The 23,499-nt window shown below is 63.6% G+C and carries 17 protein-coding genes and 2 tRNA genes; 16 read left to right on the top strand and 3 right to left on the bottom strand.

Going from position 1 to position 23,499, the window contains the following annotated elements:
* The first annotated feature begins 102 nt into the window (after nucleotides 1-102).
* The 7 genes from ACVWVY_RS28835 to ACVWVY_RS28805 all read left to right on the top strand — a co-directional run bounded on the left by ACVWVY_RS28835 (nucleotide 103) and on the right by ACVWVY_RS28805 (nucleotide 11,249).
* A complete protein-coding gene (locus ACVWVY_RS28835) occupies nucleotides 103-1,563 on the top strand; it encodes an efflux transporter outer membrane subunit (protein ID WP_456632333.1) in 1,461 nt (486 codons plus the stop codon).
* The gene (locus ACVWVY_RS28830; RefSeq protein ID WP_456629545.1) at nucleotides 1,553-2,938 is read left to right on the top strand and encodes an efflux RND transporter periplasmic adaptor subunit; all 1,386 of its coding nucleotides are present in this window, start codon (nucleotides 1,553-1,555) and stop codon (nucleotides 2,936-2,938) included. The genes ACVWVY_RS28835 and ACVWVY_RS28830 overlap by 11 nt, the downstream gene beginning before the upstream one ends.
* 51 nt (nucleotides 2,939-2,989) lie before the next feature.
* Nucleotides 2,990-6,136 carry an efflux RND transporter permease subunit gene (locus tag ACVWVY_RS28825; protein ID WP_456629544.1) on the top strand — a complete coding sequence of 1,049 codons (3,147 nt, stop codon included), beginning with the start codon at nucleotides 2,990-2,992 and terminating at the stop codon, nucleotides 6,134-6,136.
* Nucleotides 6,137-9,241, top strand: a complete 3,105-nt coding sequence (locus tag ACVWVY_RS28820; RefSeq protein WP_456629543.1) for an efflux RND transporter permease subunit — start codon at nucleotides 6,137-6,139, stop codon at nucleotides 9,239-9,241.
* A 34-nt stretch (nucleotides 9,242-9,275) separates the two neighbouring features.
* Nucleotides 9,276-10,007: a tRNA-uridine aminocarboxypropyltransferase gene (locus tag ACVWVY_RS28815; RefSeq protein ID WP_456629542.1), complete on the top strand. Its 732-nt coding sequence runs from the start codon at nucleotides 9,276-9,278 to the stop codon at nucleotides 10,005-10,007.
* A 361-nt stretch (nucleotides 10,008-10,368) separates the two neighbouring features.
* A complete protein-coding gene (locus ACVWVY_RS28810) occupies nucleotides 10,369-10,695 on the top strand; it encodes a hypothetical protein (protein ID WP_456629541.1) in 327 nt (108 codons plus the stop codon).
* A 480-nt stretch (nucleotides 10,696-11,175) separates the two neighbouring features.
* Nucleotides 11,176-11,249, top strand: a tRNA-Cys gene (locus ACVWVY_RS28805).
* 252 nt (nucleotides 11,250-11,501) lie between these two features.
* Here the strand turns inward: ACVWVY_RS28805 and ACVWVY_RS28800 are convergent.
* Nucleotides 11,502-11,681, bottom strand: a complete 180-nt coding sequence (locus ACVWVY_RS28800; RefSeq protein ID WP_456629540.1) for a hypothetical protein — start codon at nucleotides 11,679-11,681, stop codon at nucleotides 11,502-11,504.
* Between the two features lie 255 nt (nucleotides 11,682-11,936).
* Here ACVWVY_RS28800 and ACVWVY_RS28795 point away from each other — a divergent pair, with 255 nt between their 5' ends.
* Entirely contained in the window at nucleotides 11,937-12,194 is a 258-nt protein-coding gene (locus ACVWVY_RS28795; protein ID WP_456629539.1) for a hypothetical protein, read from the top strand.
* Between the two features lie 15 nt (nucleotides 12,195-12,209).
* Here ACVWVY_RS28795 and ACVWVY_RS28790 read toward each other — a convergent pair whose 3' ends face one another.
* Nucleotides 12,210-12,863, bottom strand: coding sequence for a TetR family transcriptional regulator (locus ACVWVY_RS28790; protein WP_456629538.1), 654 nt, complete (start codon nucleotides 12,861-12,863; stop codon nucleotides 12,210-12,212).
* 101 nt (nucleotides 12,864-12,964) lie between these two features.
* Between ACVWVY_RS28790 and ACVWVY_RS28785 the strand changes: the two genes are divergently transcribed.
* Both ACVWVY_RS28785 and ACVWVY_RS28780 read left to right on the top strand, forming a co-directional pair.
* Nucleotides 12,965-13,786 carry an NmrA family NAD(P)-binding protein gene (locus ACVWVY_RS28785; RefSeq protein WP_456629537.1) on the top strand — a complete coding sequence of 274 codons (822 nt, stop codon included), beginning with the start codon at nucleotides 12,965-12,967 and terminating at the stop codon, nucleotides 13,784-13,786.
* Between the two features lie 2 nt (nucleotides 13,787-13,788).
* Entirely contained in the window at nucleotides 13,789-14,274 is a 486-nt protein-coding gene (locus tag ACVWVY_RS28780) for an anthrone oxygenase family protein (RefSeq protein WP_456629536.1), read from the top strand.
* Nucleotides 14,275-15,737: 1,463 nt separating this feature from the next.
* Here ACVWVY_RS28780 and ACVWVY_RS28775 read toward each other — a convergent pair.
* Nucleotides 15,738-15,812, bottom strand: a tRNA-Asn gene (locus ACVWVY_RS28775).
* Between the two features lie 196 nt (nucleotides 15,813-16,008).
* On the opposite strand from ACVWVY_RS28775, the gene ACVWVY_RS28770 reads away from it, so the two are divergent.
* The 6 genes from ACVWVY_RS28770 to ACVWVY_RS28745 all read left to right on the top strand — a co-directional run bounded on the left by ACVWVY_RS28770 (nucleotide 16,009) and on the right by ACVWVY_RS28745 (nucleotide 23,387).
* Nucleotides 16,009-16,257: a hypothetical protein gene (locus ACVWVY_RS28770; RefSeq protein WP_456629535.1), complete on the top strand. Its 249-nt coding sequence runs from the start codon at nucleotides 16,009-16,011 to the stop codon at nucleotides 16,255-16,257.
* Between the two features lie 138 nt (nucleotides 16,258-16,395).
* Nucleotides 16,396-17,061 carry a protein-L-isoaspartate O-methyltransferase family protein gene (locus tag ACVWVY_RS28765; protein WP_456629534.1) on the top strand — a complete coding sequence of 222 codons (666 nt, stop codon included), beginning with the start codon at nucleotides 16,396-16,398 and terminating at the stop codon, nucleotides 17,059-17,061.
* A 246-nt stretch (nucleotides 17,062-17,307) separates the two neighbouring features.
* The gene (locus ACVWVY_RS28760; RefSeq protein ID WP_456632332.1) at nucleotides 17,308-18,714 is read left to right on the top strand and encodes a TolC family outer membrane protein; all 1,407 of its coding nucleotides are present in this window, start codon (nucleotides 17,308-17,310) and stop codon (nucleotides 18,712-18,714) included.
* A gap of 318 nt (nucleotides 18,715-19,032) precedes the next feature.
* Nucleotides 19,033-19,752 (top strand): PopZ family protein, encoded by a 720-nt coding sequence (locus ACVWVY_RS28755; RefSeq protein WP_456629533.1) that lies wholly within the window; start codon nucleotides 19,033-19,035, stop codon nucleotides 19,750-19,752.
* 245 nt (nucleotides 19,753-19,997) lie between these two features.
* Nucleotides 19,998-22,865 (top strand): valine--tRNA ligase, encoded by a 2,868-nt coding sequence (locus ACVWVY_RS28750; RefSeq protein ID WP_456629532.1) that lies wholly within the window; start codon nucleotides 19,998-20,000, stop codon nucleotides 22,863-22,865.
* Between the two features lie 135 nt (nucleotides 22,866-23,000).
* Entirely contained in the window at nucleotides 23,001-23,387 is a 387-nt protein-coding gene (locus tag ACVWVY_RS28745) for a VOC family protein (protein ID WP_456629531.1), read from the top strand.
* The last annotated feature ends 112 nt before the right edge of the window (nucleotides 23,388-23,499 follow it).

The raw sequence follows: 23,499 nt of genomic DNA, 5'->3' as shown, positions 1-23,499 counted from the left end.
CGTGAACATAATGCTGGCCATCAGGAGAAGTGCTCGTCGTGCGCCGGGCCGGGATTTGCCCGGTGGAGAACGGGTGTGACCCACGGAACTGCAACTGCTGCGATCGAATGCTGGCGTGGTCTCGTCCCCGGCGGTAAGCGGCTGGCGCGATCGTTTGCGGTGCTGGGCCTTGTCGCCAGTTCTGCAGGCTGCATCCTGACCAAGGATCTTCCCGACCCCGCGCTCGACGTGCCCGAGGGCTACAAGGCAGCCCGGCTTTCGAAGCCTGCCGACGCGCCGCCGACGCTCGACTGGTGGCGCGGCTTCCGTTCCCGGGAGCTGACCGGCCTGATGGAGGAGGCCCAGACCGTCAATCTGGACATTGCGGCGGCCACCGCGCGGTTCAGGCAGGCCGATGCGCAGGCGCGGATCACGGGCGCGGCGCTGCTGCCCAGTCTCAGCGGCACCGGCCAGGAGACCTATTCCCGCACGTCCGGCTCCAGCGCCAGCGGCCTGACCAATGGCGGCCGTGAGGTCGTCAATTACTCAGCCTCGCTGAGCGCCAGTTACGAGCTGGACTTCTGGGGCAAGAACCGCGACGCCGCGCAGGCGGCCGAAGAGACCGCGGTCGCCAACCGCTTCGACCGCGACGTCGTCGCGCTGACCACGCTGACGACGGTTGCCAACGCCTATTTCCAGGTGCTAACCGCGCAGGACCGGCTTCGGACCGCGCAGCAGAACATCGCCAGCGCCGAGCGCATCCTCAACGCCATCCGCGACCGCTTCAAAGCCGGGACCGGCACCGACCTCGACGTCGCGCAGCAGGAGAGTGTGGTCGCCAACCAGCGCGCGCAGGTGCCACCGCTGAAACAGACGCTCGACCAGAACATCAACGCGCTGGCAACCCTGGTGTCGCGGCCGCCGGAATCCGTTCGGGTCAAGGGCGGGTCACTCAACCAGATCGGTTCGCCGCGGGTCACGCCCGGCCTGCCGTCGGAGTTGCTGACGCAGCGCCCTGACATCCGCCGACAGGAAGCGCAGCTTGCCTCGGCGACCGCCAATGTCGGCAATGCCCGCGCGCAGTTCTTTCCAAGTATCCAATTGACCGGGCAGGGTGGCTATCAAAGCTCGGCGCTGTCCTCGCTGTTTCAGCCGCACGCCGCCTTCTTCAGCATGGTCGGCAGCCTGACCCAGCCGATCTTCGACGGCGGCAGGATCCTCGGCAATTTCGAGTTCACCAAGGCGAAGCAGGACGAGTTGCTGCAGATCTATCGCAAGACCGTGGTGCAGGCCTTTGCCGATGTCGATAACGCCCTGTACTCGATCCGCCAGACCACGGAGAGGCTGCGGCTGCAGCGCGAAGTGGTGGCGGCATCGCGGCGGGCCTTCCAGCTTGCCGAGCAGCAGTTGCGGGCTGGAACCGCCGATATCGTAACTGTGCTAAATACGCAGACGACGTTATTCCAGGCAGAGGATTTGCTGTGGCAGGCCCAACTGGCCCGGCTGCAGGCGATCGTCAGCCTCTATCAGGCGCTGGGGGGCGGCTGGGAGCCTAGGATGGAAAGGCCGGTCGATGCTCTTTAAGCCGGATTTGAAGGACGACGCCAGGACGGCGGGCAAGCGCGTCGCGCGCGGCATTGGCCGGCGGATGGTGTCGCTGACGGTTACGCTGTTGATCCTCGGCGGGCTCGGCTATCTCGGCTGGAACGCGTTTCAGCAGAAGCAGACCGGCCGTGGCGGGCCCGGCGCACGCCCCGATCTCCCGGTGCCGGTGCTGGCGGCGACACCGCGGACGCAGGATGTCCCGGTCTATCTCGACGCCGTGGGCTCGGTCCGCGCGCTGAACACGGTGACGGTGCGCGCCCAGGTCGACGGCAAGCTGATCAAGGTGAATTTCGTCGAGGGCCAGGACGTCAAGCAGGGCGACGTGCTCGGCGAGATCGATCCCGTGATCTATCAGGCGCAGTACGACCAGGCGGTGGCGAAGAAGGCGCAGGATGAAGCCCTGCTTGCTAACCAGAAGCTCGATCTGGCGCGCTATCAGCAGCTTGCGGCATCGAACGCCGGCTCCAAGCAGCAGGCCGATACGCAGCGCGCGGTCGTGGCCCAGCAGGAGGCGCTGGTAAACGCCGACCAGGCCGCGATAGACAATACAAAGGCGACGCTCGGCTATACCAAGATCATCGCGCCGCTGTCGGGGCGCGCCGGCCTGCGACAGGTCGACCAGGGCAACATCATCCGCGCCGCTGATGTAACCGGCCTCGTCATCATCACCCAGTTGCAGCCGATCGCGGTGCAGTTCAGCCTGCCACAGCAGCAGATCGTGCGGGTCAACGCCGCCGCGGCCAAGGGCGTGCTGGCGGTGGACGTGTTCGGCAATGACGGCGTCACCGTCGTCGATACGGGGACGCTCAAGGGCATCGACAACCAGGTCGATCCGACCACGGGCACGCTGAAGCTGAAGGCCGAATTTCCGAACGCCAAGTTCCAGCTCTGGCCCGGACAATTCGTCAATGTGCGGCTGAAGGTCGAAACGATCGAGAAGGCGATCGTGGTGCCGACGTCGGCGGTCCAGCGCGGTCCTGTCGGCACTTTCAGCTATGTGATCGGCCCAGACAATATCGCGACCGCGAAGCCGGTCGTGGTGACGCAGCAGAACGAAAGCGACGCTGTGATCGCGAGCGGGCTCACGACGTCGGATCGCGTCGTGACCACGGGCTTTGCCAATTTGTCCGACGGCGCCAAGGTCCTGATCGGCACCGATGATCGGGCGCCGACCGCCGACCTCGCGCCACGCAAGCGCAGCCGCAGCCCGGATGCCAAGGCGGATTCCAAGGGCGGTCAGGGCAAGGACGGCGAGCAACGCGGCAAGCGCGAGCGCGGCGACGGCGATCAGAAGGGACAAACCGGCCCGGCACCGGCCGAGCCATCGGGCGGCGCTGCGAAGTCGCAGCCGTGATCAGCAACGCCGCACGCCTGAAATGATGAATTCGCAAGTGAGCACGCAACCATGAGCGTCTCCGAACCGTTCATCCGCCGGCCGATCGCGACCTCGCTGTTGGGGATCGCGCTGATGATCGGCGGCGCGCTCGGCTATTGGGCGTTGCCCGTTTCGGCGCTGCCGCAGGTCGATTTTCCGACCGTGCAGGTGACGACGCAACTGCCCGGCGCAAGCCCCGACGTGATCGCTTCCCTGATCACGGCGCCGCTGGAGCGCCAGCTCGGGCAGATTCCGTCGCTGTCGTCGATGCAGTCGACCTCTTCGTTCGGCGTCAGCCAGATATCGCTGCAATTCGACCTCAACCGCGACATCGATGGCGCCACCCAGGACGTGCAGGCCGCGATCAACGCGGCGGCTGGAATCCTGCCGAAGAACCTGCCGTATCCGCCGACCTACGCCAAGGTGAACCCGGCGGATGCGCCGGTCCTGACGCTGGCGCTGACGTCGGAGACGATTTCGCTGCGCGCCATGAGCGACATCGCCGACACCATCCTCGGCCAGCGGCTTAGCCAGATTTCCGGCGTCGGGCGCGTTGCCATCCTCGGCGGGCTCAAGCCCGCGGTGCGGGTGCAGGCCGATCTGGCGCGGCTCGCCGCCTACGGCATCTCGATGGAGGATCTGCGCAACGCCATCGCGGGCGCCAATGTGTCGGGGCCGAAGGGATCGCTCGACGGCGCGCAGCAGGCCTACACCATCGCCGCCAACGACCAGATTGCGGCGGCGGAGGCCTACAAGCCGATCATCATCGCCTATCGCAACGGCTCGCCGGTCACCATCGGCGACGTCGCCATCATCATCGATGGGCTGGAGAACGATCGCACCGGCGGCTGGTATCAGGGCACGCCGGCCGTGATTATCGACATCCAGCGGCAGCCCGGCGCCAACGTGATCGAGGTCGTCAGGCAGATCCGCGAGGAAATTCCCAAGGTACAGCGCGCGATCCCGGCCGGCGTCAAGCTGACCATCGTCTCCGACCGCACCGTCACCATTCGCGCCTCCGTCCGCGACGTCCAGTTCACGCTGATCCTTTCGGTGGTGCTGGTGACGCTGGTCGTGCTGCTGTTCCTGCGGTCGCTGCGCGCGACGCTGATTGCGGGCGTGGCGCTGCCGCTCTCGCTGATTACGAGCTTCGGCATCATGTATTTTTCGGGCTTCAGCCTCGACAACCTGTCGCTGATGGCGCTGACGATCGGCACCGGCTTCGTGGTCGACGACGCCATCGTGATGATCGAGAACATCGTCCGTCACATGGAGGACGGCGAGTCCGTGATGGAGGCGTCGCTGAAGGGCGCCAGCGAAATCGGCTTCACCGTGATCTCGCTGACGGTGTCGCTGATCGCGGTCTTCATCCCGCTATTGTTCATGTCCGGACTGGTTGGACGCATGTTCCGCGAATTCGCGCTGACGCTGACCATCGCGGTCGTGACTTCGGCGATCGTCTCGCTGACGCTGACGCCGATGATGTGCTCGCGGCTGCTCAAGCATGTCGGCGAGGAGATGACGGTCCCGGGGCTTGCCGCGGTCAGCCGCTTCATCGACCGCATGGTCGCGTTCTACCATCGTACGCTGTTGTGGGTGCTGCAGCGCCAGCGCGCGACACTGGTGGTGACGTTCGCGACCATCGCCGCGACGCTGTTCTTGTATGTGATCGCGCCAAAGGGCTTTTTGCCGCTGCAGGACACCGCGTCGATCACGGCGGTGACCGAGGCCGGCCCAGACGTTTCCTTTGCCGAGATGCAAAGCCGGCAGGCGGCGGCGGCCGCGGCGATCCAGGCCGATCCTGACGTCGTCGGCGTGGTCTCGGTGATCGGGGCAGGCTCGGTCAATCCGACCACCAATGTCGGGCGCCTGGTGATGACGCTTCGGCCGCGCGGCGAGCGGCACGACGACATTTCCGTCGTGGTCGACCGGCTGAAGCGACGCACCGCCGACATCCCGGGCATGACCATCTATTTCCAGCCGGTGCAGGACGTGCAGATCTCGACCCAGTCGAGCCGCTCGCAGTACCAGTATACGCTGACCGGCACCGACGCGGCGCAGGTCTCGCTGTGGTCGCAAAAGCTGGTTGCCGAAATGCGCCGGGATCCGCTGTTCCGCGACGTCTCGTCGGAAGCGCAGGAAGGCGGCTTGCGCGCCGCGCTCGACATCAATCGGCAGCGCGCCGGCCAGCTCGGCGTCAGCATCCAGGCGGTCAACGACACCCTCAATGATGCGTTTGCGCAGCGGCAGATTTCGACCATCTACGGCCAGGCCAACCAGTACCGCGTGGTGCTGGAGGCGATGCCGATGTACCAGCGCGATCCGTCGATCCTGTCAAAGCTCTATCTGCCGGGCGCGGCCGGAACCGCAGGCGCCCCCGGCGCCCAGGTGCCGCTGTCCGCGGTGGCGACGCTGACCCGCACCACCGCGCCGCTGGCGATCTCGCATCTCGCGCAGTTTCCGGCCGTCTCGCTCAGCTTCAACCTCGCGCCCGGCGAGGCCCTGGGCGATGCCGTCGAGGCGGTCAAGAAAATCGAGACCAGCATCGGCATGCCCGGCAGCATCGTCGGCGTCTATGCGGGCGACGCGGCCGAGTTCTCGAAATCGTTGGCCGGCCAGCCTTGGCTCATTCTGGCGGCGATCGTCACGATCTACATCGTGCTGGGCGTGCTGTACGAGAGCTACATTCACCCGATCACCATCCTCTCGACGCTGCCGTCCGCCGGCGTCGGCGCCATTCTGGCGCTGATGCTGTTCGGGCAGGACCTGTCGGTGATCGGCCTGATCGGCATCATCCTGCTGATGGGCATCGTCAAGAAGAACGCGATCATGATGATCGACTTCGCGCTGGAGGCGGAGCGGCATCAGGGCATGTCGCCCGAGCAAGCCATCGTGCAGGCGTGCCTGTTGCGGTTCCGCCCGATCATGATGACGACGCTGGCCGCGTTGTTCGGCGCGCTGCCGCTGGCGATCGAAAGCGGCACCGGCGCAGAGCTACGCTTTCCGCTCGGCATTTCCATCATCGGCGGGTTGCTGCTGAGCCAGGTGCTGACGCTCTACACGACGCCGGTGATCTATCTGGCGCTCGACCGGCTCAATCGCAAAATCGAGAAGGCGGTGCCGGACCCCGGGCCCCCCGGACCGACGGTTGCCGGCGCGACCGAGGGAATGCAATAGATGGCATCGATCTCGGAGCCCTTCATCCGCAGGCCGGTGGGCACCACGCTGCTGGCGATCGGGCTCTTTCTGGTCGGCATCGTCGCCTATGTCTTCCTGCCGGTCTCGTCGGTACCCAACGTCGATTTTCCGATGATCCGGGTGTCCGCCACGCGGCCCGGCGCCGATCCTTCCGTCATGGCCTCGACCGTTGCCGCGCCACTGGAACGCCGGCTCGGCCAGATCGCAGGCCTCGACCAGATCACCTCGACCAGCTCGCTCGGCACCACCAGCATCCAGCTGCAATTCTCGATCGGCCGCAACATCGATCGTGCCGCGCGCGACGTGCAGGCCGCGATCAACGCCTCGCTGGCGGATTTGCCGAGCGACCTGCCGTCGCTGCCGCGCTTCCGCAAGGCCAATCCCGCAGCCGCGCCGGTTTTCGTGCTGGCGTTGACCTCGAAGACGCTGACGACGAGCGCGATGTACGACGTCGCCGATACCGTGATCGCGCAGCGTATCTCGCAGGTGCCAGGCGTCGGCGAAGTCAATGTCACCGGCGCCGACCAGCCGGCGGTGCGGATCGCGCTGAATCCGGTGGCGCTGTCGAACGCGGGGATTGCGACCGACGACGTCCGGCTCGCGATCATCAACGCCAATCCGCTCGGGCCGGTCGGCATCTTCAACGGCGGCCGCCAGAGCGAGACGATTTCGACCAACAAGCAGATGCGCACCGCCGCCGAATTCCGCGACATCATCGTCAAGAGCTCGGGGAACAATTTCGTCCGCCTCGCCGACGTCGCCGACGTCGAGGATTCCGTCCGCAACAGCCGCTCGATCGCCTGGTTCAACAAGCAGCCGGCCGTCCTGATCCAGATCACCAAGCAGGGCGACGCCAACGTGATCGACACGGTCGACCGGGTAAGGGCGCTGCTCCCTGATCTGAAGCAGTGGCTTCCCGGTGGCGTGGAGATCTCGACGCTGGTCGATCGCACCGGCACCATCCGCGCCAGCGTGCTCGACATGCAGTACACGCTGCTGGCGACTGCCTTCCTGGTCATGCTGGTGGTGTTCTGCTTCCTGCGGCGGCTGACGCCGACCATTGCGGCCGGCGTCTCGGTGCCGCTGGCACTGGCCGGCACCTGCGTGGGCATGTGGCTCGCCGGATTTTCGATCGACAATTTGTCGCTGATGGCGCTGGCGATCTCGGTCGGCTTCGTTGTCGACGACGCCATCGTCATGATCGAGAACATGTATCGCAACCTCGAGCACGGCATGGCGCCGTATCCGGCGGCGCTCGAGGGCGCCAGGCAGATCGGCTTTACCGTGCTGTCGATCAGCCTGTCCCTGATCGCGGCGTTTACGCCGCTGATTTTCATGGACGGAATCGTCGGCCGGCTGCTGCGCGAGTTCTCGCTGACGCTGACCTTTGCCATCGTGGTGTCGACCGTGGTCTCGCTCACGATCACGCCGATGATCTGCGCGCATTACATCAAGGAGGCGACGTCTGATCACGCGACCTGGTTCGATCGCCTGGTCGAGGGCACGCTGTCGCGCATCGTTTCTTTCTACACCTGGACGCTGCGGGCGGTGCTTGGCTTCCCGTTCCTGACCCTGCTCGTGTTCTTTGCCACCATCGCACTGACGGTGGTGCTGTATATCAAGACCCCGAAGGGTTACTTCCCGACCGACGACAGCGGTTTTGTGATCGGTGCGACGCGCGCATCCCCCGACACTTCGTTCCTGGCGATGCTCGGGCTGCAGCAGCAGCTGGCCGATATCGTGATGGCCGATCCGGCGGTCGCCAGCGTCGGCTCTTCGCTCGGTGGCACCGCCGGCCCGGGCGGCGGCGGCTCCAACCGCGGCACCATGTTCATCAGCCTAAAGCCGCCGGAGGAGCGGGCGGGCATGTCGACGGCGCAGGTGATCGATCGCCTGCGCAGGAATCTCTACAGGGTGGCCGGCATTCGCCTGTTCATGTTCGCGGCGCAGGATCTCCGCACCGGCGGACGGCAAAGCGATTCCGACTATCAGTATACGCTATCGAGCACCGACCTCGATCTGTTGCAGAAATGGGCGCCGCTGGTTGCGAAGCGCATGGAGACCGTGGAGGGCATCACCGACGTTTCCAGCGACCGCGATCCCGGCGGACTGCAATTGTCGCTGGTGATCGACCGCAAGACCGCCTCGAGCCTCGGCGTTCGTGTCCAGGACATCGACAACGCCCTGAACAACGCGTTCGCGCAGCGGCAGATCTCGATCATCTATACCCAGCGCAACCAGTACATGGTGGTGCTGGAGATCGACCCGAAATTCCAGGCTGACCCGTCCAACCTGGAGCGCATCTTCGTGGCCGGCGCCAACGATGCCCAGGTGCCGCTATCGGCTGTGGTGCGCTACCAGCGCGGTCTGTCGCCGCTGGCGGTATTTCATTCGCAATCGTTCCCCTCGACGACGGTCTCGTTCAATCTTCTGCCCAACGTGCCGCTAGAGGTCGCGACCACGAACATCCAGCGCGCGGTCGAGGAACTGCATATGCCGGAAGGTATCCGCGGCAGCTTTGATGGTAATGCCGGCGATTTCAACAAGACCAGCGGCAGGCAGCCGCTGCTGATCCTCGGCGCGCTGGTGGCGATGTATATTGTGCTCGGCGTGCTCTATGAGAGCCTTGCGCACCCGATCACGATCATCTCGACCCTGCCGTCCGCAGGCCTCGGCGCGCTGCTGGCGCTGCAGGTGACCGATACGCCGCTGACGGTGATCGCCTTTGTCGGCATCATCCTGTTGATCGGCATCGTCAAGAAGAACGGCATCATGATGGTCGATTTTGCGCTCGATGCCGAGCGCAACCGCGGCCTGTCGTCGGCGGACGCGATCTTCGAGGCGTGCCGCGTCCGCTTCCGGCCGATCCTGATGACGACGATGGCGGCCTTGTTTGCCGGCATTCCGCTGGTGATTGCCACGGGCCCCGGCACCGAGCTGCGCCGGCCACTCGGCATCACCATCATCGGCGGGCTGTTCGTGTCGCAGATCCTGACGCTCTACACGACGCCGGTGATCTACCTCCTGATCGACCGGCTGCGGCAGCGATTCCGGCCGGCGGCGATTGCCGCGCCTGCCGAATAGTTGAATTACTTGCCACGAAGCGTATAGCGGGCGGATGTCAGAACAATCCAATCCCCAGGCCGAAGCCGCCGTGGAGGCGGTTGCGGACTGTCCGCATTGCGGCAAGCCGCTGCCGCTCTGCATCTGCGACAGCGTTACGCCAGTCGAAAGCAGGACCTCGCTGCTGATCCTGCAGCACCCGCAGGAGCAGGACAGGGCGCTCGGCACCGCGCGGCTGACGGCGATGCATTTTGAGGATGCGGTCGTCAAAATCGGACTGTCCTGGCCAAGCCTGTCCAAGGCGCTGGGACGGAAAGTCGATGATCCCTCGCGCTGGGCGGTGCTGTATCTCGGTTCGGCCAAGGTCGCCGATCTCGATACCGATGCCGAGATCGTCGCGATCAACCGCAAGGGCGAGGTCGAGCCGCACCAGCGCGCCATCCTCTCCGACATCGAAGGCATCGTGCTGCTCGACGGTACCTGGAGCCAGGCCAAGGCGCTGTGGTGGCGCAACGCGTGGATGTTGAAGTGCCAGCGGGTCATTTTGGGCCCGAAACGCCCGTCGCGTTACGGCAAGCTTCGCAAGGAACCGCGTGGCGACGGCCTCTCCACCATCGAGGCCGCAGGACTGCTGCTCGCCGGGCTCGAGAAGCGGCCGGAAATTGCCGAAACGCTCAACGCCAGCTTCGATCGAATGCTGGCACGGTATCGGGAAGTCCAGGTCGAAATGCCGGAACTCGCGCCGAAGCCGAAGAAGCGGGACTATCGGCGGCGCAAGCGGGGCTGACTTCCGACATTTCAACCAGAGGGCTGTCGACGAGGTGCGCGTGTGTCGCTGGATGCCCAGTGTTGCGCCGTTACCCGCTTGGTTCCAATGCCTGCATGAAGGCATAGGTAATCCCTGTTTGCCCAGAAACAGCTGTGGACAATGGTGACAAGGTTCTTGACGGTGATAAATTCCTTAACGCCCCGCGTAACAATTTGGAGCTTAGTCGATGACTTTAAGTACAGAAATACTCACGCGTTCGCCATTGCTGAGCGTTGACGACCTTGAAGGAGAGATCGGCGACATAATCAGCAGAACGCGGCTAGGGCCCGTCCTCCGGGAAGTGTCCGATAGCCACGACCGTCCGTTGCCGAAGGGTCCGATGCCCGACTACGTCGAGCACAAGGAAGGAGTCAATCAGGTCGGCAAACTCTCGGCCGAAGCCGTGGTCCGCGAATACGACGCGGCCGTGAAAGAGATCGAAGCGCTCGGTGCCGAACTGACCGAGGCCGCCAAGAAATGTGAGGCGATGGTTGCCGGCGTTCACGCCACAGCGACCGAGATCAGGGAATTGGCGGCGAACTATCGCGAGGAAGGCAAGCGCTACTTCCTGCAGATCGAGGATTGTTCGCTGATGACATCCGAAGTCCGCAGCGTCTGCGAGGCGCTCAAGAAGAAAATCGCCGCAGGTAATGGTCTCGCCGCCTGATGTTCCGGCTTTGGCCGGTCCTGCTGGTAGCCGCGCCGTTCGTCATCGCGGCCATCAGTTGGGTTTTCTAAGCCGCACGGCCGTCACCGAGATGCAATGACGGCACGCACCAGATGGCTGGTCGGATCCGACTTGAAAGTCGGTCACGTCCGGTGACGTGCGCGACTGAAGGTTGCTGCATTATTTCCCTCGCACTATGCCGGATGCCTCGGATGCACGGCAGAAGGCGATGCGCTACTTCGAGCATTGATCGGTAGCGGCAAGTCTCCGAGAGCCATCGCGCTCGAATTGAAGCGGACGGTCGGGGGCATCCGCGCCAGGACCGCCAAGCTCGGCCTTCGGAACAACGGTCTCGGCGACAGATCCGCCGGCTGAGGCGCCGGGCCGGGCGGAACGAACCGGACTGTGTAAGTTTGCTAACCAGCGCGTAACAGGCAGCATTGCCATTGCCACGGTGATCTGCCAGAAGGTGCCCCGGCTGGCCACGTGGCGGAATGGTTACGCACGGCTCTGCAAAAGCCTTTATCCCGGTTCAATTCCGGGCGTGGCCTCCAGCCAAAAACCTGGTGCCAACCTGGATCAGAGACAAAAAATGGGCGGACATTTCTGTCCACCCATGGATATTTACAACCTCAGATACGACTTGCATCGTACGTTGCCAACGATAGCCTAAGCTATTGATGTGCTTGCTGAAAGTGTACACCTGCAAAAACCGTGTACACCAGTTCAATTCTGGTCGTGGCCTCCATCCATATAATCAATGGCTTACACCAATTATAGGAGAGGCCGCTGCAGGCTCGCTGCGATCAGCAGGCGGCGTACCAGCCCTCGGGAAACGGCACCAGCGGCCAAGGGGTCCGGTTGTCGTTGGCGGCACGCGGCGACGGATAAGAGCGCTGGGTCTGGACCACGAAATCATCCTCCGGGGCTGGCGCAATGGCCGTTTGAACGGCTTCCAGCAACAAATTGTATTCAACTTCGCTCATCGCGCTCTCCGGGGTTCCAGCGGCGATGGTCGCAAAAGGTTTTTGTTTCCAGATTGAACGGATCGCTCGAATTTTAACGATTCGGCGACCGCGGCAAAGCTGGTTACTAATGTGTTGAGTTCCCCGCACAAACACTAACCCCGCGCAAGCGGGGCGAAGTGTGAGAAAAATCACTTTTTGCAAAATTTACTTCGCGTATTCGCTGGGAGGACGCCTGCCTTGTCAAGGCGGGCTTGATCCAGGGAGAACGCGGTCATGAAGGCAAGCTTGGCGCGAAGTGCGGCACGTCTGCGTCATTCCCGCCGGGCTTTGGCGCTCGGCTTTCTGCTCACACTGATTGCGAGCGGCTCGGCCGGCGCCCAGCAAGGCACCCCCGAACAGCGCCGGGCCTGCACGCCCGACGTCTACCGCCTGTGCGCCGGCGAGATCCCGAATGCCCGGGCGATTACCGCATGCCTGCGCCGGCAGAAGTCGAGCCTGCGGCCGGCTTGTGCCGCGGTGTTCGAGCAGTAAGTCTCGACCGCTTCCCTACATTTCCAGCGCGGCCAGATTCTTCGGCAGCATGCGCTTGAACAAGGTGAGAATGCGGGCCGCTTCCTTCGCGTTCTGCGTGATCGCGTGGCGGACGGTTGCCGCGATCAGCGTCATGATCAGTTGGGAAAACGAGGTGAGGGCGGTCGTGGGCGTGTCGGGCGCGACACGCCGCAGCGCCTCGCCGAGCAACCCGGCGAGATAAACGCCGTCCTCCTCGTCGAGTTTCTGTAAGGAACGGTCGGCCTGCGTCGCCTGCCAGATGTCGCGCATGACCGGCACGTCCATGAACATCTGATAGTAACTGTCGGTAATGCGGCACAAGGCCGGATGCAGGTCCCGGGCATTCTTGACCACGGCGAGGTCGCGCCGGACGCAGTCGCGCCCGATCGCGTTGTAGCGTTCCGCGAGTGTGCCGATGATAGCGGTCTTGTCCGGAAAGTATTGATAGAGCGAACCGAACGGCACGCCGCTGCGTTCGACGACGTCGCTCATGCGAAAGGCTTCGCTGCCTTTTTCAGCCATCAGCTCGGCTGCGCTGCCGAGAATTTTCTCGAACCGCTCGCGGCTGCGCTGCTGGGTCGGGACCAGGCGCGCCAACGCGGGCGCGCCTGCTTCGGCTGCTTTCTGTCCGGATTTTCCCCTCGGCATCGGCCCTCTCACATAAAAGCGACTTGACGCTATCAATACGAGAGTTTATCGGGTTTGGCAAATACGAGATAGTCTCGTATTACGTTCCAGAAGGATTTTCCATGTCAGACCTTCCGATCCTGATTATCGGCGGCGCGGGCAAGACCGGTGCGCGCGTCAATGCACTGCTAACGGCGAGCGGCGTCCCGACGCGGCCGGTATCGCGTTCGACCTCGGTGCCGTTCGACTGGACCCGGCCCGAGACGTGGCCGGCCGCGCTGGCCGGCGTCTCGATGGCCTACGTCACCTACCATCCGGATATTGCGGTCGAAGGCGCCGCGGAGGCGATCGCCGAGTTGAGTCGGCTGGCGCGCGAGAACGGGCTGGAGCGCGTGGTATTGCTGTCGGGCCGCGGCGAGCCGGGTGCGCAACGGGCGGAGGCGGCGTTGCAGCAATCCGGCGTTCCCTGGACCGTCGTGCGCGCGAACTGGTTCAACCAGAATTTCTCCGAAGGCTATCTGCTCGACGGCGTGGTGGCCGGTGAGATCGCCTTGCCGGCGGGAGCCGTAGGCGAACCGTTCATCGACGCCGATGACATCGCCGAGGTCGTCGTCGCCGCGCTGACGGACCGGCGTCACGCCGGGAAGGTCTATGAGGTGACGGGGCCGCGCGCGCTGACTTTTGCGCAGGCCGTGGCCGAGACCGCCCGTGCCGCGGGACGGCCGGTCCACTATCGGCAAATCGGTTCGGAACAATTTGCCGACGGCATGCGGCCCCACGTGCCCGAGGAACACATCGCGCTTCTGCTCGAGTTGTTTAGCGTCGTGCTCGACGGACGCAATTCCGATGTCGCGCACGGCGTCGAACAGGCGCTCGGCCGTCCTGCGCGGGACTTTGCTGATTACGCCCGCCGAACCGCTGCGACCGGTGTCTGGAGAGCATGATCATGCTGCAGATGGTGATGGTTGGCCTGCTGTGGTTTTCCGCTGTTGGCTGCGGCCTGCTCGCCGGCCTCTATTTCGCATTCTCGACGTTCATCATGACCGCGCTTGGCCGCATCGGGCAGGCGGCAGGCATCGCGGCGATGAATGCGATCAACATAGAGATCGTCCAATCGCTGTTCATGCCGATCTTCCTGGCAACGACGGCTGCGAGCGCAGCGCTGGCGATGATCGCGGTCTTGCGCTGGGGCGAACCCGGCGCGATGGCGATGGCGGCCGGCGGCGTGCTCTATGTGCTCGGCATGTTCGTCGTCACGGTGATCTTCAACGTGCCCCTCAACAACGCGCTGGCCGCGGCCGATCCGGCAAGCCACGAGGCCGCCTCGCTGTGGGCGCGCTATCTGACGGACTGGACGTTGTGGAACCACGTGCGGACGGTTTCATCCACGGCGGCTTGCGCGCTGTTTATTGCGGCGATTGCGGCAAGGTAGGGCAGAGATGCCGACAAACAAAAGCCGCCCCGGATTAGGGGCGGCTTTCGAATTCCTGGTGTCGTAACGCCGTGTTCTTACGGATACTCTAGCCTGTGGAAAACTGTAGAGTGGCTCTTGCCGGGGCTGCTTTTCATCCCGTTCAAATTTAACCGGCCAAGGGTCGCGCCAATGCGGCCCTTTTCGATTCCATGCGCTATGACGCGCAATGGGGCGATCCCACAGTGATCCCATCGCGTGCCAGACTAGCGCCACCGCCAAGATGACAAGCATGGCGCGAAGGCGGTCCTGGCCCGGCGTAAGTCATCTGAAAGTGTCATGCGTTGGGCCGCCTATTCACTCCAAACTCGGTCGCCGCACTGCCCGCATTCAAATATATGAATGACGACACCGCTTTCGGATTCCATGATCGTTTTGAGGAGAGTGAGCCTTCCTCCGCAGAACCGGCAGTCATGGTTTGATTGGTCCTGAACGGTGGCAATCGTCTCAGCTCGAAATAGCTCCATGGCGGCCCCCCAAGGAAGAGTGGGGTACGGAGCACCGGTTTCATGAGGCGTAATGGGGCAACAATTGATGTTACCAACAGTCTAGGCGACCGTTGTGATCGATCAGTAGAGAAGGCGCTAGGCAATCGCGATCAGTTTCTCAACAAGCCTAACGGCTCGGTTAAGCGAAATGCGGTGTTCGTCCGTGTCAACGAGCGGTATCCGTTCCCTTTGGGCGGGCAGCCTCTTTGGCTCGCCCGGCTTGCCACGCATCGTAGGCCGGGGTGCCACGTCTCGGGGGCGCGTCGGCTGGCAGCCCGCCCATCCACGCTGGCATGTCCGCCACAGGGTTGCTGCCCGTGCTCGCACAACCTGCAAGCAAGCTTGAAGCGAGAATGAACACGGAAAGGCCGAGCTTCATCTGACCAGTCACCGGGATTCGAGGTGCCCAATTCCGCCAAAAATCACCCCAAGCTTGGACCCGTCGTGCCTTGAGCCGCCTTTTCAAACCCGGCGGACTTCTATTCCACAAGGCGAAGAGTCCGGCGCTTTTTCATTCGATCGAGAGCGTGGACAACCTCATCTCTATCGAGGACCGCGATGAGCCGGTGCACTATTTGCGTGGCGTCTCGTGGGCCTAGCGCGATGTATTCTCCGAGGATGCGCCTGGCATCCTCCATGGCTCGCAATACAGTCTCTTGATCCGTGTTGTTCATGGTGCGCGCCTGCTGAGCGCGGATTCAATTACATTGCTCAGCGATCGTTCCTACACGGCTCGGCCAGCTATCCAGGCGGGTACTTCCTGCGCCGGGACAGCTTTGCCGCGATCAAAACAGCAGCGACTGCAATTTGCACGATCAGGGCGATGGTATCGGTGTCCATGCCACGCCCCGGCTAAAGTGTGCAGGGAGTGTTGCAGGCAAAAAATATGGACTAATATTAGGGGAGGAGATCACTTGCTAAGTGATTGATATGGTTTGGCTCCCCGGGCTGGATTCGAACCAGCGACCATTCGATTAACAGTCGAATGCTCTACCGCTGAGCTACCGAGGAACAGGCGAACAAAGGTTCGCGAGCGGGCAGCGTATAACAAAGCCTTTCGGGCTTGCAAAGGACCAAATCACTGGCTGCGCTCCTGCTTGAGGCGGGGCCGGAAAGCCTCTGCGCTACAACAATTTGTCGCGATTTTCGCCTCCAGGGCGACGGTAGCTGGAACCCAGCCCGTGCAGTTTCGTCATACAGAAGTGTGATGGATCGAGCCGCCAATTCGACTCAATCGCCCAAAAGGCTCGGTCGTGCCGGTTTCATGGGAGCTGATTCGATGCCAGCCATTGAAGACCTGACCCGCACCGTACCTTCGATTGTTCCAAGCGACATTCCCGCCATGAGTGACGATGAATGCCTGCTTCGGCTCGCGCAAGCCATTGAGGAGCATGATACCGCGCATCTGGATGAGGTCGCGCGGCTGATCGCCCGACTCGCTGTGACGATCGAGTAGGCGGCTTCCCGCACTTCCGGCGGCGGCTCGGCAACAGGCGCCCGCATGTTGCGTTTTGCCGGCGCTTGTACCAAAGATGACCCGCTTTCAGCTCCAGTTCTCTTGCGGCCACGCCGCATGCTCTCAGGGTCTTTGCCTATGTCCGGTTTTGCGACCGCGCGCCAGAAAATGGTCGATGGTCAGGTGCGTCCGAGCGACGTGACCGATATCCGCATTCTCGATGCCATGCTGGCGGTGCCGCGCGAGGCCTTCGTTCCCGAAAACAAGCAGGCCCTGGCCTATCTGGACCTCGATCTCGATGTCAGCGAAGGCGGCGCGGCCAAGCGATTCCTGATCAAGCCGGCGGTGCTGGCGAAGCTGCTGCAGGCGGCTGAGATCAAGGGGACCGACCGCGTCCTGGTGGTCGGCTGCGCCACCGGATACGCCGCCGCCGTGATTGCCCGATTCGCCCCCCAGGTCACTGCGACCGAGAGCGATTCGGCGCTGGCGGCGAAGGCGCAGGCTAGCCTGGCCAGCAATGGCTGTGGAGACGTGACGGTCCGCCCCGCGGCGCCGGTTGATGGAGACGCGACGAAGGCGCCCTACGATGTCATCGTGCTGAACGGTGCAACCGAGATCGTGCCGGAGCAGCTCTACAGGCAATTGCGCAGTGGCGGCCGTTTGGTGGGCGTTTTTGCGACATCGCGGCCGGCGCGGGCCACCATCGTGACCGCTTCGCACGGCGATTTCGGTCACCGGACGCTGTTCGATGCCGCTGCCCCGGTACTGCCCGGCATGGAACTCGTTCCGGCCTTCGTTTTCTAGTGTTTCGCCCCGTCCACGCCCAATATTCGCCCTCCGGGGCCGGCTAAATCCTCTTCGAAATCAGAAGTGTGGCCGGATTGCCCCACGTGAAGAGTTTCGTTGGCGTTCGCTTGCTGGGTGGTTTCGTCCAGCCTGAGTGCAGAATAAGGTGAGCCGGGACTCACTTCGGGTGAAGCGACGTCTGGTTAAGGATCATGTGCGATCATGGTCATTGGCCGGCGACCAAAAATGATTGGATTGCTTGGGATGCGTGGGGTGAAGGAATTTACCGGAGCTGCGGCTTCGGCCCTTCTATTGGTATGCTTGGGCTCAACGCCCGTTTTGGCCGACACGATCGAGGCAGCGCTGGTGCGCGCCTATCAGAACAATCCGCAGCTCAACGCGCAGCGTGCGCAGGTGCGTATCACCGACGAGAATGTGCCGCAGGCGCTCTCGGGCTACCGCCCGAAGGTCGCGGTCACGGCGAGTGCGGGCTATCAATATACGGATACGCTGAGCACGCAGGGCGGCACTGCCACACAGCTCGTCAAGACCCCTATTCACGGCGCCAATCCGCCGCGCAGCGTCGGCGCGACCATCACGCAGACGCTGTTCAACGGCCAGCAGACCGCGAACAGGACCAGAGCAGCTGAGGGCCAGGTTTCCGGCGCGCGCGAAGCCTTGCGCTCACTCGAACAGGCCGTCTTGCTCAGTGGCGCCACGATCTACATGGATTATCTGCGCGATGCCGCGATCGTCGAGGTGCAGAAGAGCAACGTTCGCGTGCTAGAGCAGACGCTGAAACAGACGCGCGACCGCTTCAATGTTGGCGAAGTCACGCGCACCGACGTTGCGCAGTCGGAAGCGCAGCTCGCCGCCGGCAGGACGCAGCTCCTGACCGCGGAAGCCAATCTGGTGACGACGCGCTCGAACTTCCGACGAATCATCGGCAACGAGCCGGAAGCCCTTGCGCCGGGCTCGCCGGTCGACCGCTTCCTGCCGTCGACACTGCCGGCCGCCGTCGAACTTGGCCTGACGCTAAATCCGAACGTCACCGCGGCGATGTTCGGCATCGACGTCAGCTTTCTTCAGATCAAGGTGGCCGAAGGCGCGCTGTTGCCGTCCGTCACGCTTCAGGCCTCGGTGCAGCAGACATATGAGCAGAGCCAGGTACAATTCAGGTCGTTCGGCGCGTCCGCGATCGCGCAACTCAACGTTCCAATCTATCAGGGCGGCGCTGAATATTCGCTGATCCGCCAGTCCAAGGAAACGGCGGCGCAGCAGCGCCTCGTTCTCGACCAGACCCGTGACCAGACCCGTGCCAACGTCGTTACCGCATGGGGACAGCTGGTGGCCGGCAAGGCGCAGGTGCAGTCCGCCCAGTCGCAGGTGACGGCGTCCGAAATCGCATTGAACGGCGTGCGCGAGGAAGCCAAGGCCGGACAGCGCACCACTCTCGACGTGCTGAACGCGCAGCAGGCGCTGGTCAACGCGCGGGTCGCGCTCGTCACCGCGCAGCACGATCGCGTGGTGGCGTCGTACTCGGTTCTGAATACGATCGGACGGCTGTCGCCGCAGGTGCTCAACCTGCCGACCACGGTCTACGACCCGAGCGTCCACTATCATCAGGTGCGCGATAGCTGGGCCGGCGTTCGCACACCCGACGGCCGCTGATCTCCGAGTCAATTTCCGCACAGGCGGGATGAAATCGTCGCCCGGCGCCTGAAGCGCCGGGCACTTTGCTTGCAATCAATTGTGGCGATGACGTACCTTTTCTGGGGCGAGCTGAACGATTCGTGGCCTGCGTCTTTGCGTCTCACGGACGCGCGTCGGGGTCGTTTTGAGGGGAGCAGGACCCTGCGCGCGGTGCCGCGGGTGGGGCTTGATCTGGGGACAAGTCGGGCTTGTGCGATGAAAATCCCGGCCTGCATATCCGGAACCGGCAATTCCTTCGTGGCTTTGGTGTAAAATGGTTTCGATGTGGAGTCGGAAATGACGCAACCTGCAAAGGTCCAAGAGCCCTCGATGGAGGAGATTCTGGCGTCGATCCGTCGCATCATAGCCGACGACGAGGCCAAGCCTGCTGCTGCTGAAAAGCCGGCGAGCGCGCCGGCCGCCGCGAAGCCGGCCGTCATGAAGGATATCCCGCCGTCAGCGATTGCGCCGGCGCCGAAACCGGCTCCCCCCGCGCCGAAGCCAGCGCCTGCGCCACCGCCGCCTGCGCCCGAACCGGTCGCCAGCAACAACCAGGACGACATCGACGCGATGCTGGCGAGCCTCGACGCGGCGACGCCCGAGGCGGACATCAGGCCGGCGCAACCCGAGCCCGAAGCCGACGTGTTCGAACTCACCGATGAGATGGCATTGCCGGAGCCGGCACCGGCGGCGGCAACATTCAACAAGGTCGAACCGCAGGACGACATCGAATTTACCGAAGCCAAGGCGTCACGTCGCCAGCCGGCCTATGAGCCGCCGTTCGAGAGCGCTGCGCCAGCACGACCAATTTTATCGCATTCGACCGTCTCCGCGGTCGAATCCGCCTTCCATTCGCTGGCCAATACCGTGCTGAGCAACAATGCGCGGACGCTGGAAGATCTGGTCAAGGAAATGCTGCGGCCAATGCTGAAGTCCTGGCTCGATGACAATCTGCCGGGATTGGTGGAGCGGATCGTCAAGGCCGAAATCGAACGGGTTTCGCGCGGCGGGCGGTAACCGCGGGGCCGTTCAACCGGCCACAATTTGGCGACTTGAGCCGTTCCAGCCGGCACGACTGCGGCCTCCACCCCCTGAGATGGGCGTTGTCAGGTTGACTTGCGGCGCTGTGGCGGCTTTCTAGGGGCGGCCCGGCGCCGATCGCATCCAAACCGGGCGCTACCACGTTGATTTAATTTACGTTCTTTGAGCGGACCGGCGACGGATTTGCTCAAGAGCGCCCCCACCATCCCAGTTGCAGTGCCATGATCGAGAAAAACTACCAGCCCGCCGATATCGAAAGCCGCATGTCCCGGATCTGGGAGGAGAGCGGCGCGTTCAAGGCCGGCCGCCCGGAACGGAAAGACGCCGCGCCGTTCACCATCGTGATCCCGCCGCCGAACGTGACGGGCTCGCTGCATATGGGCCACGCGCTGAACAACACACTGCAGGACATTCTCTGCCGCTTCGAGCGCATGCGCGGCCGCGACGTGCTGTGGCAGCCCGGCACCGACCACGCCGGCATCGCGACCCAGATGGTGGTCGAGCGGCAATTGATGGAGCGGCAGGAGCCGGGCCGGCGCGACATGGGCCGCGCCAAATTCCTCGAACGCGTCTGGCAGTGGAAGGCGGAGAGCGGCGGCGTCATCGTCAATCAGTTGAAGCGCCTCGGCGCGTCCTGCGACTGGTCGCGCGAACGCTTCACCATGGACGAGGGGTTGTCGCGCGCGGTCGTGAAGGTGTTCGTCGAACTGCACCGCGAAGGCCTGATCTACAAAGACAAGCGGCTGGTGAACTGGGACCCGAAACTGCTCACCGCGATCTCCGATCTCGAAGTGCAGCAGGTCGAGGTCAAGGGCAATCTCTGGTATCTGCGCTATCCGATCGAAGGCAAGACGTTCAGCCCCGACGATCCCTCGACCTTTGTCGTCGTGGCGACGACGCGGCCCGAGACGATGCTCGGCGACACCGCCGTTGCCATCCATCCGGACAATGAACGGATCGGGCACCTGATCGGCCAGCACGTCATCCTGCCACTGGTCGGCCGCCGCATCCCGATCATCGGTGACGACTACGCCGATCCCGAGAAGGGATCCGGCGCGGTCAAGATCACCCCGGCGCATGACTTCAACGATTTTGAGGTCGGCAAGCGGCATGGCCTGCCACAGATCAACGTGTTCGATCGCGAGGGCTGCATGGCGCTCGTCGACAACGAGGATTATCTGCGCGCATTGCCTGAAGGCGCAAGCCAGCTTGCGGAAGAGCTGCACAACGTCGACCGCTTCTCCGCGCGCAAGACGATCGTGGCGCGGCTGGAGGACTTTGGCTTCCTGGAAAAGATCGAGCCGAACACGCACATGGTGCCGCATGGCGACCGCTCCGGCGTCGTGATTGAGCCCTATCTGACCGACCAGTGGTATGTCGACGCCAAGACCATGGCGCAGCCGGCGATCGCGGCCGTGCGCTCGGGTGCGACCGAGTTCGTGCCGAAGAATTGGGAAAAGACCTATTTCGAGTGGATGGAGAACATCCAGCCCTGGTGCATCTCGCGCCAGCTCTGGTGGGGCCACCAGATCCCGGCATGGTACGGACCCGACGGCAAGGTGTTCGTCGCCGAGACCGAAGAGGAAGCCGTCGGCAACGCGCTCGGCTATTACGTCGAGCAGGAAGTCATCACGGAAGAGCAGGGGGCCGAGATGGCCCGCGATCCGTCGAAGCGCGAAGGATTTATTATCCGCGATGAGGACGTGCTCGACACCTGGTTCTCGTCGGGGCTGTGGCCGTTCTCGACGCTCGGCTGGCCGGACGACACCAGCGAAGTGAAGCGCTATTACCCGACCAACGTCCTCGTCACGGGGTGGGACATCATCTTCTTCTGGGTCGCCCGGATGATGATGATGGGCCTGCACTTCATGAAGGACGCGCCGTTCTCGACCGTCTACATCCACCGCCTGGTTCGCGACGAGAAGGGCGCGAAGATGTCGAAGTCGAAAGGCAACGTCATCGATCCCCTGGGCGTCATCGACGACTTTGGCGCGGACGCGCTGCGCTTCGCGCTGGCGCGCGGCGCGGCCCAAAGCCACGACATCAAGCTGTCGCCGCAGCTCGTCGAAACCAATCGCAATTTCGCGACCAAGCTCTGGAACGCCTGCCGTTTCGCCGAGATGAACGGCTGCGCGCAGCCCGCGGGCTTCGATCCGACAGCGGCAAAGGAGACGCTGAACCGCTGGATCGCGCATGAAACGTCGCGCGCCACGCGCGAGGTGACCGAAGCGATCGAGGGCTATCGCTTCAACGATGCGGCGAATGCGATCTACCGCTTCGTCTGGAACGTCTATTGCGACTGGTATGTCGAACTCGCAAAGCCCGTGCTGATGGGCGAGGAGGGCGCGGCGAAAGCCGAGACCCGCGCCATGACCGCCTGGGCGCGCGACGAGATCCTCAAGCTATTGCACCCGTTCATGCCCTTCATCACCGAAGAGCTCTGGGCGGTGACGGCGAAGCGCGACGGCCTGCTGGTGCTTGCCGAATGGCCGCGCAAGGCGAGCTCGGTGACCGCCGAACAGATCGCTGCGATGGCGCTGGCAGGACCTGGTGACCCGCTGATCGCGCCTGTGATGGCCGCACTCGACGCCGGCGATTTCAGCGACCCCGCGGCCGAGGCCGAAATCGGCTGGGTGGTCGATCTCGTCACCGCCATCCGCTCGTTGCGCTCGGAAATGAACATCCCGCCGGCCACGTTGATCCCGCTGGTGCTGTCGGGTGCGTCCACGGAAACCAAAGAGCGCGCACAGCGCTGGAACGACACCGTGAAACGCCTGGCGCGTCTGGCGGATATTTCTTTCGCCGATCGACCGCCGGAAGGCGCGGTGCAGTTGCTCGTGCGCGGCGAGGTGGTGGCGCTGCCGCTGAAGGGCGTCATCGACCTCTCCGCCGAAAAAGCCCGGCTCGACAAGGAAATCGTCAAAGCCGACGCCGACATCAAGCGCGTCGACGCCAAACTCTCCAACGAGAAATTCGTGGCGAATGCGCCCGAGGAGATCGTAGAAGAGGAAAAGGAAAAGCGCGAGGCGGCGGTTGAGCGGAAGGCGAAGATTATCGAAGCACTGGAGCGGCTGAAGAACGCGTCGTAGCGGAGCCTCAGCAATCCATCGTCCCGCGAGGTATGGATTGCTTCGTCGCTCCAGCGCAAGATTGCTTTGCAATTTTGTCGTGAGTTCCTCGCAATGACGGCTGAGGCAATCTCGGTCATGTTCGGGGACTGATTAATGCTGGACCACGTCTCCATCACGGTTTCAGATTTCGCCGCAGCCGAGCGCTTCTATGACGCGATCATGAACGCGCTCGAAATCGTCAAGGTCGGCCGCAGCGACCGCTGGCTCGGCTATGGCGAGCGGGCCGACGCTGACCATCCGGATCGTGTCTACATCGCCATCTACAGGGGTGCGAAACCGGACGAGGCCACCAGCCGGCATTGGTGCTTCAAGGCCAAGTCGCGAAGCGAGGTGGACGCGTTCTGGCACGCGGGTATCGCCGCCGGCGGCGCCGACGACGGGCCACCCGGCCTGCGCCACTATCATGCCGCTTATTACGGTGCGTTCCTGCGCGATCCCGACGGCAACAAGGTCGAGGCGGTTTGCCATCGCGCCATCTGAAGCGGCTGCCGATAGTGCGCGAATTGCGGTGACGGTGCACTCCGTCCGCCGCCAGCGAAGCGGCAATTTGCGTAACCTACTTGACGCGCCATTGAGCTTTCAGGTTGCCGGC

This window comes from Bradyrhizobium sp. URHC0002, from assembly GCF_054059515.1.
This window is presented reverse-complemented; position numbering and strand designations above follow the sequence as displayed.

What these genes read in the sequence shown, in the direction of transcription:
- ACVWVY_RS28745 (WP_456629531.1), top strand. Translation starts at nt 23,001, where the DNA reads ATGCTGGACCACGTCTCCATCACGGTTTCAGATTTCGCCGCAGCCGAG.
- ACVWVY_RS28785 (WP_456629537.1), top strand. Translation starts at nt 12,965, where the DNA reads ATGTCAGACCTTCCGATCCTGATTATCGGCGGCGCGGGCAAGACCGGT.
- ACVWVY_RS28770 (WP_456629535.1), top strand. Translation starts at nt 16,009, where the DNA reads ATGGATCGAGCCGCCAATTCGACTCAATCGCCCAAAAGGCTCGGTCGT.
- ACVWVY_RS28765 (WP_456629534.1), top strand. Translation starts at nt 16,396, where the DNA reads ATGTCCGGTTTTGCGACCGCGCGCCAGAAAATGGTCGATGGTCAGGTG.
- ACVWVY_RS28790 (WP_456629538.1), bottom strand. Translation starts at nt 12,863, where the DNA reads ATGCCGAGGGGAAAATCCGGACAGAAAGCAGCCGAAGCAGGCGCGCCC.
- ACVWVY_RS28795 (WP_456629539.1), top strand. Translation starts at nt 11,937, where the DNA reads ATGAAGGCAAGCTTGGCGCGAAGTGCGGCACGTCTGCGTCATTCCCGC.
- ACVWVY_RS28820 (WP_456629543.1), top strand. Translation starts at nt 6,137, where the DNA reads ATGGCATCGATCTCGGAGCCCTTCATCCGCAGGCCGGTGGGCACCACG.
- ACVWVY_RS28815 (WP_456629542.1), top strand. Translation starts at nt 9,276, where the DNA reads ATGTCAGAACAATCCAATCCCCAGGCCGAAGCCGCCGTGGAGGCGGTT.
- ACVWVY_RS28800 (WP_456629540.1), bottom strand. Translation starts at nt 11,681, where the DNA reads ATGAGCGAAGTTGAATACAATTTGTTGCTGGAAGCCGTTCAAACGGCC.
- ACVWVY_RS28825 (WP_456629544.1), top strand. Translation starts at nt 2,990, where the DNA reads ATGAGCGTCTCCGAACCGTTCATCCGCCGGCCGATCGCGACCTCGCTG.
- ACVWVY_RS28810 (WP_456629541.1), top strand. Translation starts at nt 10,369, where the DNA reads ATGCCCGACTACGTCGAGCACAAGGAAGGAGTCAATCAGGTCGGCAAA.
- ACVWVY_RS28760 (WP_456632332.1), top strand. Translation starts at nt 17,308, where the DNA reads ATGCGTGGGGTGAAGGAATTTACCGGAGCTGCGGCTTCGGCCCTTCTA.
- ACVWVY_RS28780 (WP_456629536.1), top strand. Translation starts at nt 13,789, where the DNA reads ATGCTGCAGATGGTGATGGTTGGCCTGCTGTGGTTTTCCGCTGTTGGC.
- ACVWVY_RS28750 (WP_456629532.1), top strand. Translation starts at nt 19,998, where the DNA reads ATGATCGAGAAAAACTACCAGCCCGCCGATATCGAAAGCCGCATGTCC.
- ACVWVY_RS28830 (WP_456629545.1), top strand. Translation starts at nt 1,553, where the DNA reads ATGCTCTTTAAGCCGGATTTGAAGGACGACGCCAGGACGGCGGGCAAG.
- ACVWVY_RS28755 (WP_456629533.1), top strand. Translation starts at nt 19,033, where the DNA reads ATGACGCAACCTGCAAAGGTCCAAGAGCCCTCGATGGAGGAGATTCTG.